We start from the raw sequence: 17472 nt of genomic DNA, 5'->3' as shown, positions 1-17472 counted from the left end.
CCCTGAGCCTGCGTGCGATTGTCAGGACGCGGACGGCGCGGCGGCCGGGGCTTCCGGGCCGGCGCCGGCCGGGTTGGCGGAGACCGCGGTGACCTCGTGCACGAAGGCCACCAGGCGAGTCAGCACGTTCGGGTCGGTCATCGGCGGAACGCCGTGTCCCAGGTTCAGCACGTGGGACGGTGCCGTGCGCCCACGCTCGAGCACGTCAAGGACATGCGCTTCGAGCACCGGCCACGGTGCCGCGAGGAGTGCCGGATCGACGTTGCCCTGCACCGGGACCAGTCCGCCGAGGCGACGGTTGGCTTCATCGAGCGGCACCCGGTAGTCGACTCCGACGACGTCGGCGCCCACCCCGTGCATCTCCCGAAGCAGCTCGCCCGTGCCCACTCCGAAGTGCACGACGGGCACGTTGCGGCGCACGGACGCGACGCCGTCGGCATCCGTGCCCGCGGCGCCCTCGTCATAGGTGAGGTCGCGCACGTGGGCGATCGCCGCGGTGGAGGCAGGAGCGACGAAGCGCGTGTAGTCGGCCAGCGAGAGCGCGCCGGCCCAGGAGTCGAATAGCTGGGCGGCGCTGGCGCCGGCCAAAACCTGCGCGCGCAGGAATCGTCCGGTGACCTCGGCCGTCCACTCCATCAGGGTGGCCCAGGCGTCGGGGTCCGCATGCATGAGCGTGCGGGCGTTGATGTGGTCTTTCGACGGGCCGCCCTCCACGAGATAGGCCGCCAGCGTGAACGGGGCCCCGGCGAATCCGATCAGCGGCGTCGAGCCGAGCTCGGCGACGGTGCGCGCGACCGCCGCGGTGATCGGGGCGAGGTTCCCCTCAAGCACGGCCGGGTCGAGAGCAGTGAGCTCCGCGACATCCTTCGCCGTGCGCACGGCCGTGCCGAGGACGGGGCCGGTGCCTGCGACGATCTCGACGTCGACGCCCACGAGCTTGAGAGGGATGACGATGTCGCTGAAGAGGATGCCGGCGTCGACGTTGTGGCGGCGCACCGGCTGCAGCGTGATTTCGCTCGCCATCTCCGGGTCGAGGCAGGCGTCGAGCATGCGCGTACCGACCCGCAGCGAGCGGTATTCGGGCAGCGAACGGCCGGCCTGGCGCATGAACCAGACGGGGGTGACGTCTGGCCTGGTGCCCTGGTAGGCGCGGATGAGGCGTGAATCGGCTGTGAGTCCGGTTGCGAGTGGGTGTTGCGCATCGAGTTTCATTATCTTGATTCTGTCAAACTTCCGACACTCGGGCGATTCGGACCCTCAGCCACAGGTCGTAGACTCATCAAGTGTTGATCTGCCTGTCCGCCAGCCATAAGAACTCCAGCTTTGACGTGCTGGAGAAATTGTCTGTCGGTGCGAACGACACGGCGGGTGGCATTCTCGAGCGGCATCCGGCCCTGGTCGGTGCCGTGGTCGTGGCCACCTGCAACCGGTTCGAGGCCTACCTCGACCTCGACGAACCGTTGGGCTCCTCCCCCCTTTCGGCCGTGCACGCCGCCATCGACGGCGTCAGTGCGAGCACCGGCGTGGCCGTCGACGTTCTGCGGAACACCCTGGACCTGGTGCACGGCAGCGGCGTCGCCGAACACCTCTTCGCCGTGACGAGCGGCCTCGAATCGGTGGTCGTCGGCGAGGGCGAAATCGCCGGCCAGGTTCGCCGCTCCCTCGAGCAGGCCCGGCTCTTCCGCACCACCAGCCCCGAACTCGAACGCCTCTTCCAGCGTGCGTCGCAGACCTCGCGGGGCGTCAAGAACCGCACCGGCATCGGAGCCGCGGGGCGTTCACTCGTGCGCCTGGCCCTCGAACTGGCCGAAAGCCGCGTCACGGACTGGGCCCAGACCCGCGTGCTCCTGGTCGGCACCGGCCGGTACGCGGGGGCCTCCCTCGCCGCGCTGCGGGACCTCGGCGCCGAGGACGTGCGGGTGTACTCCCCTTCGGGCCGCGCTCAGAAGTTCGCCACCTCGCATCAGATCACCGCCGTCGCCGAGTCGGCGTTCGCCATCGAAGCCGCCGAGGCCGACCTGATCCTCACCTGCACGACCGCCGACACCCACGTGATCGACGCGGCCCTGCTCCACTCGGGCCGCGCACTCTCCCTGCAGCTCCCGGCCGCCGAAGCGCGCACACTCCCCTCCTGCCCGATGACGGATGCCCCGACCGAGATTCCGCGCCGGCTCATCATCGACCTGGGTCTGCCGCGCAACGTCGACCCGGACGTCACCGACCTGGCCGGCGTCGAGCTGCTCGACCTCGAGACCATCCGCATCCACGCGCCGCTCGAGGAGCTCAACGCCACCAGCGACGCCCGACTGCTCGTGGGTCGCGCCGCCCGCAAGTTCTCCGCGGTCGCCGAGGAGCAGAGCCTCGCCCCGGCCGTCGTGGCCCTCCGCAGCTATGTCTTCGACCTGCTCGACGGTGAGATCGACCGGGCGCGCAACCGCGGCGACAACAGCGAGCAGACCGAGGCGGCCCTGCGCCACTTGGCCGGCGTGCTTCTGCACACCCCGATGGTGCGATCCCGCGAGCTGGCCCGAGCGGGCGAGCAGGCCGCATTCCTGACCGGACTCGATGCCCTGTTCGGCATCCAGGTTGAGCTGCCCGCCGCCGGGACCGCAGCCACGGCCGCCGATATCGGCCCCGCGGCATCCTGACGGTGGGCGGCCTGGCCCTGCACGGTGCGAGCGTGCTCGGCACGGCCGGGATCTGCGGGTGAGAGCCGTCTGGTTCGACGCGTTCGGTGCCGTACCCGAGTTGAGGGAGGTTCCAGACCCGGTGCCGTCCGCGTCCGGGGTCGTCGTGCGAGTGGAGGCCACCGGCCTCTGTCGCAGCGACTGGCACGGCTGGCTCGGGCACGACGCCGGCATCGCCCTGCCGCACGTTCCGGGCCACGAGCTCGTCGGTGTGATCGACGCCGTGGGGCCCGAGGTGCGCCGCTTCGCCGTGGGCCAGCGCGTCACCGTGCCGTTCGTCTGCGCCTGCGGCGACTGCCCGGAGTGCCGGGGCGGCAACGGCCAGGTCTGCCGCAATCAGACCCAGCCCGGCTTCACCCACTGGGGCTCCTATGCGGAGCGGGTGGCCCTGCACAACGCCGACGTCAATCTGATCGCGATTCCCGTGGGACTGGATGCCGGCGCCGCCGCACTGCTCGGCTGCCGCTTCGCCACCTCCTATCGCGGCCTCGTGCATCAGGCCCGGTTGCAAGCGGGCGAGTCCCTCGTCGTGGTCGGCTGCGGCGGCGTCGGTCTCTCCGCGGTCATGATCGGCGCGGCGCTCGGTGCGACCGTGATCGCCGTGGACATCAGTGCCGCGGCCCGTGAGACGGCCGCGCGAGTGGGCGCGACCTTCACGGTGGACTCCGCCGGGCTCTCGAACGATGAGGTGGTGGCGCGGATCCGCTCGGTGACGGGAAGGGGCGCGGATGCGGGTTCGGGCGCGCAGGTCAGCGTCGAGGCGCTCGGCCGGGAGAGCACGGTGGGCATCGCCATCCGTTCTCTGGCAACCCGGGGGCGTCACGTCCAGATCGGATTGCTGGCGGAAGACCCACGGCTTCCGCTCGGCGACGTCATCGCCCGAGAACTGACCGTGATGGGCAGCCACGGGATGCCCGCGGGGGACTATCCGGCCCTGCTGGCCCTGGTCACCTCCGGCCGGCTGCGCCCGCAGGACCTGATCGGCCGCCGTCTCAGTCTGGCCGAGGCGCCCGCCGCCCTCGCCGCCATGAGCGACCCGGCCGCGCCGGGCGGCGTCACCCTGATCGAGCTCGCCCGCCCCTGAACTCGTGCGGCGGCTGCGGCAGCGGCGGCTCGCCAGGTATCCGTCTCCCTCCCCCTGTGGGGCCAACTCAGGAAAACCGGTGTGTCCGGGCGCCGCGGTGCCGCCGTTCCGGGACCGCCGAGGCTCGCCCGCGAGACTTCTCCTGAGTTAGCACCCCACCGGCACCGGCACCCCACCGGCCCCAGCCCGCAGCGCGCGGCCGGCAGACTCGGCTACGCGCCGCGGAGCCGCTCGGCCAGGTAGGCGTCGAGCCTGTCGAGCGGCACGCGCTCCTGCGCCATGGTGTCGCGGTCACGCACGGTGACGGCCTGGTCCTCGAGCGAATCGAAGTCGACCGTGACGCAGTACGGGGTGCCGATCTCGTCCTGGCGGCGGTAGCGGCGGCCGATGGCGCCGGCGTCGTCGAAGTCCACGTTCCAGGACTCGCGCAGCCGCGCGGCGAGGGACTTGGCCATCGGCGAGAGCGCCTCGTTGCGGGACAACGGCAGCACGGCGACCTTGATCGGCGCCAGGCGCGGGTCGAGTTTCAGCACGGTGCGCTTGTCGACGCCGCCTTTCGCGTTGGGCACTTCCTCCTCGTGGTACGCGTCGACCAGGAACGCCATCAGCGAGCGGGTCAGTCCGGCCGCCGGCTCGATCACGTAGGGAACCCAGCGCTCGTTCTTCGTCTGGTCGAAGTAGGACAGATCCTTGCCGGATGCCTCCGCGTGCGTCCTGAGGTCGAAGTCGGTTCGGTTGGCAACACCCTCGAGCTCGCCGAATTCGCTGCCGCTGAAACCGAAGCGGTACTCGATGTCCACGGTGCGCTTGGAATAGTGCGAGAGCTTCTCGGCCGGGTGCTCGAACAGGCGCAGGTTGTCGACGTTGATGCCGAGGCCGGTGTACCACGTCAGGCGCTGGTCGATCCAGTACTGGTGCCACGTCTCATCCGTGCCCGGCTCGACGAAGAATTCCATCTCCATCTGCTCGAACTCGCGGGTACGGAAGATGAAATTTCCCGGGGTGATCTCGTTGCGGAAGCTCTTGCCGATCTGGCCGATTCCGAACGGCGGCTTCATGCGCGCAGCCTGCAGCACGTTGGCGAAGTTCACGAAGATGCCTTGCGCGGTCTCGGGGCGCAGGTAGTGCATGCCGGCCTCGTCGTCGACCGGGCCGAGGTAGGTCTTGAGCAGGCCGGAAAAAGCGCGCGGTTCGGTCCAGATATGCCGGTTGCCGCAGTTCGGGCAGGGGATGCCGTCGATGCCGCCCTCGGGCGGGCGGCCCTTCTTCTCCTCGAATTCTTCCTCGAGGTGATCTGCGCGGAATCGCTTGTGGCAGCTCGTGCACTCGACCAGCGGGTCGCTGAAGACCTCGACGTGACCGGATGCCTCCCACACCTTGCGGGGAAGGATCACCGAGGAGTCGAGGCCCACCACGTCGTCGCGGCTGGTGACCATGAAGCGCCACCACTGCTTCTTGATGTTCTCCTTGAGCTCCACGCCCAGCGGCCCGTAGTCCCAGGCGGACCGGGACCCACCGTAGATTTCACCGGCCTGGAACACGAACCCGCGGTGGCGGGCAAGGGCGATGACGGAATCGAGGCGGGAGAGGGCGGCCACGGGGCTCCAATGGTCGAGAGGGCGGGGGATCTGGAAAGCACACAGGACAGGCAGAAGCCGCCCGGCGCTCCGTCCATTTTAGGCGTCCGTCCGGAAGGTGCCGCCAAGCTGTTAGCCTTGCTAAGGATTTCCGCAGTCCTTGCGGGTACCTCAAAGGAGAGATCATGGGCACCAAGCCCCGCACGCCACACGAATCAGCCAAGCGGGGTGAGGAGCTGGACCGGGATCCCCTCCTGTTGCCCGTTGCTCTCGACCAGATCACCCACGACGCCGAGGAAGCGCACTGGACCCCCCTGAAGGTCGGGATCTGGGGCGGCATCTCGCTGCTCGGCGGGCTGAGCTGGGTGATGCTCGCCGTTGTTCGCGGCGAGACCGTCAACGCCATCTGGTTCGTCTTCGCCGCCGTCTGCACGTACCTGATCGGTTACCGTTTCTACTCCAACTACATCCAGAAGCACCTGCTGCACCCCGATGACCGGCGCGCGACGCCGGCCGAGTACAAGGCCGATGGCAAAGACTTCGCGGCCACGGACCGCCGGGTTCTCTTCGGTCACCACTTCGCCGCTATCGCCGGCGCCGGACCGCTCGTCGGCCCCGTGCTGGCCGCCCAGATGGGCTACCTGCCCGGCACGATCTGGATCATCGTCGGTGTCGTGCTTGCCGGCGCGGTGCAGGACTACATGGTGCTGTTCTTCTCAATGCGCCGCGGCGGACGCTCCCTGGGTCAGATGGCCAGGGACGAACTCGGCAAGGTGGGCGGCACGGCCGCCCTCGTCGCGACTCTGGCGATCATGGTCATCATCGTGGCCATCCTCGCCCTCGTCGTCGTCAACGCCCTCGCGGACAGCCCCTGGGGCGTCTTCTCGGTCTCGATGACCATTCCGATCGCCCTGTTCATGGGCGTCTACCTGCGCTTCTTCCGCCCGGGCCAGGTCACCGAGGTCTCGATCATCGGCTTCATCCTGCTGCTGGCCGCCATCATCGGTGGTGGCATGATCGCGGACACCGAGTGGGGCTCGACCTTCTTCGCCATTGAACCGCTGCCCCTCGCGATCGGCATCATCGTCTATGGCTTCGTGGCTGCCATCCTTCCGGTCTGGCTGCTGCTGGCCCCCCGGGACTACCTGTCCACCTTCATGAAAATCGGCACGATCGGGATGCTGGCAATCGCCATCATCATCGTCCGCCCCGAGATCTCGGCCCCGGCCGCCAGCGAGTTCGTGAACGGCGGCGGCCCCGTGGTGAGCGGCTCGCTCTTCCCGTTCCTCTTCGTCACCATCGCCTGCGGCGCCCTGTCCGGCTTCCACGCCCTGATCGCCTCCGGAACGACGCCGAAGCTGATCGAGAAGGAACGCCAGACCCGGTTCATCGGTTACGGCGGAATGCTGATGGAATCATTCGTCGCCATCATGGCGCTCGTCGCCGCGCTGTCGATCGACCGCGGCATCTACTTCGCCATGAACTCCTCGCCGGCCCTGACCGGCGGCACCGTTGAGGGTGCTGTCACATTCGTGAACAGCCTCGGCCTGACCGGCGTCAACCTGACCCCCGAGATGCTCACCGAGACCGCGAAGAACGTGGGCGAGGAGACCATCGTGTCCCGCACCGGCGGCGCCCCGACCCTGTCGGTCGGCCTCGCCAACATCATGCACCAGCTTGTGGGCGGCTCGGGGATGATGGCGTTCTGGTACCACTTCGCCATCATGTTCGAGGCGCTGTTCATCCTGACCGCCGTCGATGCCGGAACCCGCGTGGCCCGGTTCATGCTGCAGGACAGCCTCGGCAACTTCTTCCCGAAGTTCAAGAACACGTCCTGGCGCCTGGGCGCCTGGGTCACGACCGGGATCATGGTCGCCGCCTGGGGTGCCGTGCTCGTGATGGGCGTCACCGACCCGCTCGGTGGCATCAACACCCTGTTCCCGCTGTTCGGAATCGCGAACCAGCTGCTGGCGGCCATCGCCCTGGCCGTCTGCCTGGCGATCGTGGCCAAGCGAGGGCTGTTCACGTACCTCTGGGTTGTGGCGCTGCCGCTGACCTTCGCCGCCGTCGTGACCATCTACGCGTCGTTCCTGAAGATCTTCTCGACCGTTCCCGGCGTGGGCTATTTCGCCCAGAATCGAGCGTTTTCCAACGCTCTGGATGAGGGACTCACCAGCTTCGGCACGGCGAAGACCGTCGAGGCGATGGAGGCGGTCGTGCGCAACACGATGGTGCAGGGCATCCTTTCGATCCTGTTCGTCGTGCTGGCCATCATCGTGATGGTCACCGCCGTGCAAGCCACCTGGAGGTCCTACAAGACCCGCAGCTTCGGCACCAACGAGGATGACGCGGTGGCGTCGCAGATGTTCGCCCCGTCCGGCTTCGTGGCCACTCCGGAAGAGAAGAGGCTGGCCGCACGTTGGGACGCCCAGATCGCCCAGGCCAAGCTGGTCAAGGCAGGGAGGACGACCCGCCGATGAATCTGCTCGCCAGTGTTCGCCGCGGCGCGAAGAGCTTCGCCTGGTTCATGAGGGGGGTCATGGGTGAAGACGCCTACGACAAGTACAAGGCCCACCATGAGGCCCACGACGAATCGATTCATGACCCGGATGCCGCCGCCTGCTCCGGACCAGTGATGATGACGGAGCGCGAATTCTGGCGCGACCAGACCGACCGCCAGGACATCAACCCCCAGGGTCGGTGCTGCTGAGCGGTTGCGCCACCATCACCCAGGGCTGCCCCCGCGAAGGATTGCTTCGCGGGGGCAGCCCCGTTTTCCTGTTTTCGCCGGCGACGCCGGTCAGTGCACGTATTCCAGCAGGTCGAGGCCGACCGCGCGCATCCCGTCGAGCACCGCGAGCCGGGACGAGAGGCGGGTGTCCGCGAAGGACATCGAGACCATGTAGGTCACCCCGGCGCGCGGGCCGCGCAGAATGCCGATCTCACTGCGCACGCCGGCATCCGTTCCGGTCTTGTTGACCAGCAGGAGGCCGTGATCGCCGGACCGATGCGCGAGCGGGTCGAGCCCGAACGCGCTGGCGACCATGGACAGGTCGGCGCCGAGCGACAGCCAGCCGAGCACGCGCTCGCTCGCCTCCGCATCGACGACCTCCCCCCGGGCCAGCGCCGTGAACAGCCAGGTGAGCTCCTTGGCGCTGCCGACCGAGAGCTGCGGCGCGTCATCGGGCCCGCGCCGGTCGCGCACAAGGTCGAGCAGGGCGGTGCGGCTGAGTCCGAGCTGCTCGGCGCGGGACCGCACCGCGTCCAGGCCGACTGCGCGGAGCAGCACATTGGTGGCCAGGTTGTCGTTGGTGGCACCGATCAGCGCAGCGAGGTCGGCGATCGGCAGCGAGGGAGCCTGCAGGTGCTGCCAGAGGCCGGATCCGGCGACCGAATCGGACACGGTGCGATCGAGGATCGTGTACGCGCCGAAGTCGGCGTCGCGGAGCCGGGCGGCGACCTCGGTCAGCAGAAGCACCATGCCGATGCCGGCGGTGGGCATGACCACGTGGTCGTCCACGGAGAACAGCACCCGGCCGGTGACCAGATCGGTGGCGCGGGCCGAAACCTGCACCCCGTCGACCGCGAGGTCACCGAGCGCCTGGAACCCGCGGCCGAAGTTCGCCGTGGCGTCCACGCCGCCGTGCCTGCCGCGGCGCGCCGATGAGTGGCGAGACCGGCGCTCTGAGTCCTGGGATGGCATGGCCACAGTGGGCAGGTCCTTACGTAGATTCGGGCTGCTCGACCCCCGTGACACGGACTGACGGTCGCGCTGAGGTCACCAGATCGTAACGCGCTTCTCCGGGTCCAGCCAGAGAGCATCGTCCGGGGTGACGCCGAACGCCGTATAGAACTCGTCGATGTTACGCACGATCTGGTTGCAGCGAAATTCGTTGGGCGAGTGCGGGTCGATCGAGAGCAGGCGGACGGCCTCCTCGTCACGCATCTTGAGCTGCCAGGCCTGTGCCCAGGAGAGGAAGAAACGCTGGGTGCCGGTGAGTCCGTCGATCACGGGTGGTTCCTGGCCGTCCAGCGAGATCAGGTAGGCCTTCCAAGCGATGGAGAGCCCGCCGAGGTCGCCGATATTCTCGCCGATGGTGAGTGCGCCGTTCACGTGGTGGTCGGGAACCTGGTTCGGGGCGAGCCCGTTGAACTGCTCGATCAGGGAGCTGGTGCGCTCGTCGAAGGCCGTGCGGTCTTCTTCGGTCCACCAGTCGGTGAGCAGCCCGGTGCCGTCGTATTTCGAGCCCTGGTCGTCGAAGCCGTGGCCGATCTCGTGGCCGATAACGGCGCCGATCGCGCCGTAGTTGGCGGCGGAATCGCGGGCATCGTCGAAGAACGGCGGCTGCAGGATGGCGGCCGGGAAGACGATCTCGTTGAAGCCCGGGTTGTAGTACGCGTTGATCGTCTGCGGGGTCATGAACCACTCGTCGCGGTCGAGGGGGTTGCCGATCTTGCCCAATTCCCGCTGGAACTCGAACTCGCTTGTGGCGCGAACGTTCTTGATCAGGTCGGCCGGGTCGATCGAAAGGGCCGAATAGTCACGCCACTTGACCGGGTAGCCGATCTTGGGGGTGAACTTCTCGAGCTTGTCGAGCGCACGGGCGCGCGTCTCCGCGGTCATCCAGTCGAGTTCGGTGATGCTACGGCGGTAGGCCTCGACCAGGTTGGCCACGAGTATGTCCATGCTCGCCTTCGCGCTGGGCTTGAAGTGCCGCTCGACGTAGATGCGCCCGACGGCCTCGCCGAGCGCCCCCTCGACGAGCGAGACGCCACGCTTCCAGCGCTCGCGCAGTTGGGGCGTGCCAGTCAGGGTGCGACCGTAGAAGTCAAAGCTGGACTCGACGAAATCGCTCGACAGGAACGCGGCGCTGGAACGGATGATCTGCCACCGCAGCCAGTCCTTCCAACCCTCGAGCTGGTCCTCGGTGAGCATCTCCGCCAGACCGGTCACGAAGCTGGGCTGGCGCACGACAACCTCGTCGAGAGCACCGGCCGGGCCGTCGAGCCCGTCAAGCCAGAGGTGCAGGTCGGCGCCGGCGGCCAGCGCGGTGACCTGACCCCAGGTCTTGAGGTTGTAGGTCTTCTCGCTGTCGCGCGAGCGCACCTTGTCCCAGTGGTGGGTGGCGAGCTCGGTTTCGAGAAGGAACACGCGCTCGGCGCGACCGGCGGCGTCCGCGGTACCGACGAGGCCGAACATCCGGGTCAGAAACGCCTGGTATGCCTCCCGGATCGCGGCAAACTTCTCGTCGCGGTAGTAGGACTCGTCGGGGAGGCCGAGCCCGCCCTGCTCGACGAAGACGAGGTAGCGCTCGGGGTCCCCCGGATCGTTGTCGACGAAGAGACCGAAGGCGCCGGACACGCCCGCGCGCTCGAGACGGCCGAGGGTGCCGAGCAGCTCGGGGATGGAGGTGACGGCGTCGACGGTGGCGAGATCGGCCGCGAGCGGGGTCGCTCCGAGCTCTTCGACGCGGTCCTCGTCCAGGAAGCTGGCATAGAGATCACCGAATTTGCGCTCCTCGGTGCCGGGGGCGGCGGTCTGGGCTTCGAGGATGATCTCCCGGACGGCCTTCTCCGATTCCTCGGCGAGCAGGTAGAACGAGCCCCAGCGGGCCTTATCGGCCGGGATCTCACTGCGGGCGATCCACTTGCCGTTCACATGGCGGAAGAGGTCGTCCTGCGGACGCACCTCGAGGTCAAGTTCGTCGCGGTCGATTCCGGATGCGGTCCCCTGGTCAGTCATGCCTCCACCCTATTCGCACTTGCCGGTGATCGAGCCTGTCGAGACCCGGTCGAGGCCCGCTCGAAACTAGAGCGCAAGATCGCGGCGACGGATGCCCACGCCGGCCAGCACCGCGCCGGCCAGGGCGAGGCCCAGCATCCACCAGGCGCCGCTCCAGTCGACGTCGGCGGCGCCGATCGTCGGCGTGTGGGTGAACGGAGACAGGTTGAGCAGCCAGTCGGGCAGGCCGAACAGCTCGCCAAACTCGCCGATGAACGCCGCGCCCAACAGCACACCCCAGCTCAGGCCACTGCTGAGCCGCGGCACGAAGGCGAAGAGCAACGCGGCGATCGTCAGGACGAGCAGCGCGGCCGGCGCCTGGGCCACCCCGGAGGCCACGGCGCTGGCCACCCGGTCGGCCGTGTCGGTGGTGCCGGCGGCACCTGCCTCGGGCGACGAGGCGAGCCCGGCCGCGGCGCCCCCGGCGGCCACGAGCAGCACCAGCGCGATGGCGACGGTGCCCACGAGGAGGTAGTCGACGAACCAACGGCCGCGGCGAAGCGGCAGGGCGAGCAAAAGCTCGGCGGAACCGTTGACCTCCTCCTGGCGCATGCGGATCATCGCCTGGGTTGCCGCCGCAGCAGCGATCACGCCCACCAGACCGAAGATGGTGTCCGTGAACAGGTCGATGATCGACGCCCGGCCGCCCGCCATCCGGGCCAGCGTATCGCCGATCTGCGAGCTCGACTCGACCAGTTCGACCACGGTTTCGCCCAGGGTTCCGGCGAGGACGCCGAGAACCAGGCCGGCAAGGGCCCAGCCGATCGTCGGCGCCCGCTGCAACCGCCAGGCCAGGCCGAGCGAACCGCCGAGTGTGCCCGATGCGTGCTGGGGGCCGGGCCGCTCTCCGATCAGGCTCGAGCCGAGGTCGCGCCGATGCTGCAGCAGCACGACCATCGCCACGAGCACGGCCGCGAGGGCCAGATCGAGCAGGAGCGGAGCCGGCCGATTCGTGCTGAACGCCTCCGTCTGCTGACCCCAGCCGATGGGTGACAGCCAGCTCGGCCAGGCACTGGTCATGCTCAGCCCGTCGGCGGATGCGGTGCCGCCGGCGTCGCCGAAGGCCCGCAGGGTGTAAGCGAGACCGATGAGCGCCGCCCCCAGGCCGTTCGCGCCACGGGAGGTGGGCATCACCTGGCCGGCCAGAAGCCCGACCCCGAGGAAGGTGATCCCGGTGGCGGCGACCGCGGCTCCGGTGGTGATCGCACCGGCGGCATCCAGCCCGGAGGTAAGCAGACCCAGCGTGACGGCCACCCCCGCGGCCAGGGCCGCGGCGATGCCGTGCAGCGCCGTCGCCAGCAGCGGGACCAGTCGGCCGGCGGGCGTCGCGGCGATCAACTCGGAGCGGCCCGACTCCTCCTCGGCGCGGGTGTGGCGTACGGCAAGGAACGTGCTCATGAAGGCCACGAGCGTGGCGAGGAAGGCGAAGATGAGGAAGAAGGTGACCGCGTCGGTATCCGCTCCCTGCGGCTCTCCGCGGAAGATGAGGATGGTCGGTGAGCCAACCGCGATCCGCATCAGCGCCTGGCGGTCGAGACTCGTTCCGAAGCTCGAGTCGACCGCGACGACGACGAAGGCGGCGAGCCCGAAGAACACGGCGATCCAGATCGGCAGCTGCACCCGGTCGCGGCGGATGTGCAGTCCCAGCAGTGGCCAGAGGGTGTTCACGCGGCCCTCGTCGGGACAGTCAGGACGAGGCTCACCGTCGTGGTCCGGTCGACGGCTCCGACGCCGGGGCATCCTCGCGGTAGTGGCGCAGGAACAGGGTCTCCAGGGACGGCGGAGCGATGGTCAGACCCTGCACGCGCAGCTCGGCCAGAACGGGCAGAACCTCGGGCAGCGCGTCGCTGTCAGCCGTGAAGCTCACCCGGTCGATGCCGGCCCGCTCGGTGCCGACCTGCGGTTCGGCGGCGTGCCAGGCGCCGTTTCCGACGACGAGGTCGTGGGCGGCCGGGATGCGCGCGGCCAACCCGGCCAGGTCGGCCTCGGTCAGGCCGGTGCTCGCGAAGGCGACATCGGTGCGGGTGAGGTGGCGGAGCTGGGCCAGCGTTCCGGTCTCGACGGTGCGGCCGGCCCGGATGATGCTCACCCGGTCGCAGAGGTGTTCCACCTCGGAGAGAATATGGCTCGAGAGCAGAACGCCGGCGCCATCCGCCGTCGCGGCCTGCAGCTCCCGGCGGAAGACGGCTTCCATCAGCGGGTCGAGGCCCGAGGTCGGCTCGTCGAGGATGAACAGGTCGGCCGGGGCTGCCAGGGCCGCGATCAGCGCGACCTTCTGCCGGTTGCCCTTCGAGTAGGTGCGGCCCTTCTTGGTCGGGTCGAGCTGGAAGGCGTCGACGAGGTGCGCCCGGCGCGCACGATAGGCCGCGGCGTCCGCCGTTCCACCACGCAGCCGGCAGAGCAGGTCGATCGCCTCACCGCCGGACAGGTTGGGCCACAGGCTGACGTCGCCGGGGACGTAGGCGATGCGGCGGTGGAGGGCGACGGCATCCGTCCACGGATTCCGGCCGAAAACCGTGGCGGCTCCTCCGCTCGGGCGGTAGAGGCCCAGCAGCACGCGGATGGTGGTGGACTTGCCGGCCCCGTTCGGGCCGAGGAAGCCGTGCACCTCGCCGGGGGCGACCGTGAGGTCGAGTCCGTCGAGGGCCCGAACCCGGCCGAATCGCTTCTCCAGTCCTCGGGTCTCAATGACGCTGCTCATGCTGCCCAAGTTACGCCCCTCCGTCGCCCGTCAGTGGAGCGGCCTGCTCCAAAGGTTCCCACCCCGGCGGTCGAGCCCGTCGATACCAGAGGCCGAACTCCCGCCTCAGATCCGCTTGCTCGGCAGTGCGATCAGTGTCTGCTTCGGGTCGTTCTCGACCGGTGGTCGGAGCCAGTACTGGTTTCCGGTGCGGGTGATCTTCCAGTGCTGGTTGTGTAGCAGCAGGTGGTGCGGGTGGCAGAGCAGTACTCCGTTGGCGAGGTTGGTGTTCCCGGTGTCCTTCAGCCACTCGTTGATGTGGTGGGCCTCGGACCAGGCCGGTGACCGGTCGCAGCCGCCCCAGAGGCATCCGCCGTCACGTACCCCCATTGCGGTCCGCTGTGCCTCGGTGAAGAGTCGTTCGTCGCGGCCGACGTCGATGATCTGGGCTTCCGCGTCGAACTTGATGCCGCGGGTGCCGGTGTCGCAGAGCAGTCGGTCGATGGTTTCCTGCGAGATCGGCACCGGGTTGCCCTCGATCTGCCCGTGAGCGGCGGGTTCGGTCGTTCCCGGCTCTTCGCCCGGGACCGCCGTGAGCGCCTTTTCGGTCACGATGACCCGCACCGAGGGTCGCGACCGCCGAAGACCCGGCCGGGGTCGGCCTCCCCGGCGATCTTCAGCAGCTGCAGCAGAGAGTCCGCGGCGATCTGGTCGGTGCTGCGGGGGTCGTCCTGCATCTTCTTCGCCCAGGCGGTAGATCTTCAGGTAGCGGTCGTCGTGGGCTTGCTTCTCGCGGGCGGCGATGCCGGCCTCGTCGAGCCGGTCGCGCATCCGGCGGGCCCGTTTGAAGACCTCGTCGGCATTCACCGTTGACGCCTCGGTGAGGAGCGCCGCGAGGGCCGCCGCGAGCTTCTCCGCGGTGACCGAGGCGTCGATCTGGCCGAGTCCGGCCCGGATCGACTCGGCCGCGTCGACGGAGAGGGCGCCGGCGGTCACGGCCCGGGCGATCGGCGTCGGGCGTCGAGAGCGTCGAGAGCGCCTCGTCGACCAGCTTGTCGGCCGCCTCGGTGTCGGCCATCATCGTGCCGACCGCGACGAGCTTGTACGCATCGCCCTTCGAGGTGCCGGTCCAGTTCTGGATGAGGGCCTCCGGCGAGAGGAACCCCTGCTGCGCGGCCAGCCCCGACTGGCCGAGCTCCGGGCGGGACGGACGGACGGGAGCGACGGGACGGGAACCGTCGGAGGTCGGGTCGCCGGGTCTCGACAGGCTCGACCACCGGGCGGGATCGACGACGGTGTTCGGAACGGCTGAACTAGAGTCTTGGGATCACCATCACCGTGCTTCGCCCGCAGCCCATCGACCGCGAGATCCTGCGCCTCGCCATTCCCGCCGTCGGCGCGCTCATTGCCGAACCGCTCTTCCTCCTCGCCGACTCCGCCATGGTCGGGCACCTCGGCGCCGTTCCTCTGGCGGGACTCGGCCTGGCCAGCGCCGTGCTTCAGACGATCATCGGCCTGATGGTCTTCCTGGCCTACAGCACCACGCCCGCCGTGGCCCGGTGGCTCGGGGCCGGCGACCGCCGCCGTGCGGTCGCCGTCGGCATCGACGGGCTCTGGCTGGCCCTCGGCCTCGGCGTGCTGCTCGCCATCGCGGGCTGGTTCGCCACTCCCCTGCTGGTCGGCGCCTTCGGAGCCGAGCCCGCCGTCACCGCCGCGGCCGCCAGCTATCTGGGCCTCTCAATGTTCGGCTTGCCGGCCATGTTGCTCGTCTTCGCGGCGACCGGCCTGCTCCGTGGGCTGCAGGACACCCGCACCCCACTGTGGGTGGCGGGGATCGGGTTCTCGGCCAACATCCTGCTGAATTCGGTGTTCATCTACGGCCTGGGTCTCGGCATCGTCGGGTCCGCCCTCGGTACGGTCGTCGCCCAGTGGGCGATGGTCGCCGTCTACCTGGCCGTCGTCGGCCGCCACGCTCGCCGCGAGGGCGCGCCGCTGCGCCCGCATCGGGCCGGGATGCTGCGGGGCGCGACATCCGGTGGCTGGCTGTTCCTGCGCACGGTGAGCCTGCGTGCGGCGATGCTGCTCGCGGTGTTCGTGGCCACAAACCTCGGTTCTCCCGAGCTGGCCGCCTTCCAGATCGCGATGACCCTGTTCGCCACGCTGGCGTTCGCCCTTGACGCGCTCGCGATCGCGGCACAGGCGCTGGTGGGCCGTGGCCTCGGCGCCGGCAACCTGGCCGAGGTGCGCGCTGTGCTCAGGCGCTGCCTCGAATGGGGTGTGCTGAGCGGGGCAGCCCTCGGGCTGCTGGTGATCGCCGCGAGCGGCGTGCTCGGCCGAGCGTTCACGAACGCGACCGAGGTCAGCGGCCTGCTGCCGGCGACCCTGATCGTGCTCGGGCTATCCGTTCCGCTCGGCGGGATGGTCTTTGTGCTCGACGGAGTGCTGATCGGCGCCGGCGACGCGCGCTACCTGGCCCTGACCGGGCTGGTGAACCTGGCCGCCTTCGTGCCGCTGGCGATCGCGGTGCTGGTGCTGGCACCGTCGGGGGCCGCGGGGCTGGCCTGGCTGATGGCCGCTTTCACGTTCGGCTACCTGGGTGCCCGCGCGGTCACCCTCGGGCTGCGCGCCCGGGCGGCGAAGTGGATGGTCGTCGGCGCACGCTGACACCGGGGCATCCCGGGCCGCTAACGGTCGCGGCGCAGCTCGGAAAGCGGGCGCAGGTTCTCCCGTGCGTCGGCCTCCGCGACCTGCGCCGGAAGGCCAGGCGAGGCGACGGCGGTTCTAGCTGAAGGAGTCGCCGCAGGCGCAGCTGCTGCCGGCGTTCGGGTTGTCGATCGTGAAGCCCTGCTTCGCGATGGTGTCCTCGAAGTCGATCGAGGCACCCTCGAGGTACGGCACGCTCATCTTGTCGAGCACGACCCCGACGCCGTCGAAGTCCACGACGACGTCGCCCTCGAGAATGCGCTCGTCGAAGTAGAGCTGGTAGATCAGGCCGGAACAGCCTCCGGGCTGCACGGCGACGCGCAGGTTCAGGTCTTCGCGACCCTCCTGGCTGAGCAGGCTGCGCACCTTCAGCGCGGCGGCGGCGGTCAGACCGACGCCGTGGGCCGGTGCGATGGGGGCAATGGTGTCGGTCATGGGACTCCTCGGACTTCACGTTGCATGGACGCGTCGGGACCGCTCCGCTTGAGCGTTTCGCCTGCGCGAGTATCCAGACACTCTAAGCTCCCGCGGCCGTTCTGCGAACCCCGGAGGCTGCCGCCGGCATCCGCTGCGCGCCCGCGCCTCCCCGACGACCCCGCGACAACCTGCCGGTGACCCGCCAAAGCGAGCCGAAGTGTAGCCAGATGAAATCCTGAAGCCTAGGGTGAAGTGTTCTCGTTTTTTTTATGCGCGTGGTCCAGATGACCGCGACGCAGCACGGCGTGGCCCTGATTGTCTTTGATCTCTCAGCGGTGCGCACCTGAGCCGTCCTCACAACTCGTTCTCAGCCGGTCTCCTCACGGAGTCCGGCTCGGGATGACCGGACTAATATCCGGGTTGCCGGGATGGCAGAAGAGGTAAATATGTCTGACGTCCTGCTTGACCGCCCCGAACTTGCGGGGCTTGGTGTCTACGAATTCGGGTGGTCCGACTCCGATGCTGCTGGTGCCTCCGCCCGC

13 protein-coding genes are annotated in these 17472 nt (G+C 69.1%); 5 read left to right on the top strand and 8 right to left on the bottom strand.

Annotation, left to right across the window (positions count from 1 at the left end; all coding sequences use genetic code 11):
* Nucleotides 1–21 precede the first annotated feature (21 nt).
* The gene (gene hemE, locus E3O22_RS05725) at nucleotides 22–1212 is read right to left on the bottom strand and encodes a uroporphyrinogen decarboxylase (RefSeq protein ID WP_134394437.1); all 1191 of its coding nucleotides are present in this window, start codon (nucleotides 1210–1212) and stop codon (nucleotides 22–24) included.
* A gap of 71 nt (nucleotides 1213–1283) precedes the next feature.
* Between hemE and E3O22_RS05720 the strand changes: the two genes are divergently transcribed.
* Both E3O22_RS05720 and E3O22_RS05715 read left to right on the top strand, forming a co-directional pair.
* Nucleotides 1284–2648 (top strand): glutamyl-tRNA reductase, encoded by a 1365-nt coding sequence (locus tag E3O22_RS05720; RefSeq protein WP_134394438.1) that lies wholly within the window; start codon nucleotides 1284–1286, stop codon nucleotides 2646–2648.
* A gap of 58 nt (nucleotides 2649–2706) precedes the next feature.
* Nucleotides 2707–3771, top strand: coding sequence for an alcohol dehydrogenase catalytic domain-containing protein (locus E3O22_RS05715; protein WP_134394439.1), 1065 nt, complete (start codon nucleotides 2707–2709; stop codon nucleotides 3769–3771).
* A gap of 212 nt (nucleotides 3772–3983) precedes the next feature.
* Here the strand turns inward: E3O22_RS05715 and E3O22_RS05710 are convergent, their stop codons facing one another.
* Nucleotides 3984–5369 (bottom strand): glycine--tRNA ligase, encoded by a 1386-nt coding sequence (locus tag E3O22_RS05710; protein WP_134394440.1) that lies wholly within the window; start codon nucleotides 5367–5369, stop codon nucleotides 3984–3986.
* 164 nt (nucleotides 5370–5533) lie between these two features.
* On the opposite strand from E3O22_RS05710, the gene E3O22_RS05705 reads away from it, so the two are divergent.
* The gene (locus E3O22_RS05705; RefSeq protein WP_134394441.1) at nucleotides 5534–7828 is read left to right on the top strand and encodes a carbon starvation CstA family protein; all 2295 of its coding nucleotides are present in this window, start codon (nucleotides 5534–5536) and stop codon (nucleotides 7826–7828) included.
* Nucleotides 7825–8058, top strand: coding sequence for a YbdD/YjiX family protein (locus tag E3O22_RS05700; RefSeq protein WP_134394442.1), 234 nt, complete (start codon nucleotides 7825–7827; stop codon nucleotides 8056–8058). Before E3O22_RS05705 ends, E3O22_RS05700 begins: the two co-directional genes overlap by 4 nt.
* Nucleotides 8059–8148: 90 nt before the next feature.
* Here the strand turns inward: E3O22_RS05700 and E3O22_RS05695 are convergent, their stop codons facing one another.
* From E3O22_RS05695 to E3O22_RS05675, 5 genes are all read right to left on the bottom strand, one after another.
* Entirely contained in the window at nucleotides 8149–9057 is a 909-nt protein-coding gene (locus E3O22_RS05695) for a serine hydrolase (protein WP_134394443.1), read from the bottom strand.
* 69 nt (nucleotides 9058–9126) lie between these two features.
* Entirely contained in the window at nucleotides 9127–11091 is a 1965-nt protein-coding gene (locus E3O22_RS05690; RefSeq protein WP_134394444.1) for a M13 family metallopeptidase, read from the bottom strand.
* Between the two features lie 66 nt (nucleotides 11092–11157).
* Nucleotides 11158–12798 (bottom strand): ABC transporter permease, encoded by a 1641-nt coding sequence (locus E3O22_RS05685; RefSeq protein WP_134394445.1) that lies wholly within the window; start codon nucleotides 12796–12798, stop codon nucleotides 11158–11160.
* A 31-nt stretch (nucleotides 12799–12829) separates the two neighbouring features.
* A complete protein-coding gene (locus E3O22_RS05680; protein ID WP_134394446.1) occupies nucleotides 12830–13831 on the bottom strand; it encodes an ABC transporter ATP-binding protein in 1002 nt (333 codons plus the stop codon).
* A 105-nt stretch (nucleotides 13832–13936) separates the two neighbouring features.
* On the bottom strand, nucleotides 13937–14818 hold the full coding sequence (locus E3O22_RS05675) for a DUF222 domain-containing protein (protein ID WP_134397080.1): 882 nt from the start codon (nucleotides 14816–14818) through the stop codon (nucleotides 13937–13939).
* Nucleotides 14819–15142: 324 nt separating this feature from the next.
* Here E3O22_RS05675 and E3O22_RS05670 point away from each other — a divergent pair, with 324 nt between their 5' ends.
* Nucleotides 15143–16474, top strand: a complete 1332-nt coding sequence (locus tag E3O22_RS05670) for an MATE family efflux transporter (protein ID WP_241976537.1) — start codon at nucleotides 15143–15145, stop codon at nucleotides 16472–16474.
* A 117-nt stretch (nucleotides 16475–16591) separates the two neighbouring features.
* Here the strand turns inward: E3O22_RS05670 and E3O22_RS05665 are convergent, their stop codons facing one another.
* Entirely contained in the window at nucleotides 16592–16948 is a 357-nt protein-coding gene (locus E3O22_RS05665; RefSeq protein ID WP_134396073.1) for an iron-sulfur cluster assembly accessory protein, read from the bottom strand.
* Nucleotides 16949–17472: the final 524 nt, after the last annotated feature.

This window comes from Cryobacterium sp. TMT2-18-2 (assembly GCF_004402245.1).
Taxonomy (GTDB): Bacteria; Actinomycetota; Actinomycetes; order Actinomycetales; family Microbacteriaceae; genus Cryobacterium; species Cryobacterium sandaracinum.
Note: the sequence above shows the minus strand (reverse complement) of the source record. Positions and strands in the feature narration are given on the sequence as shown.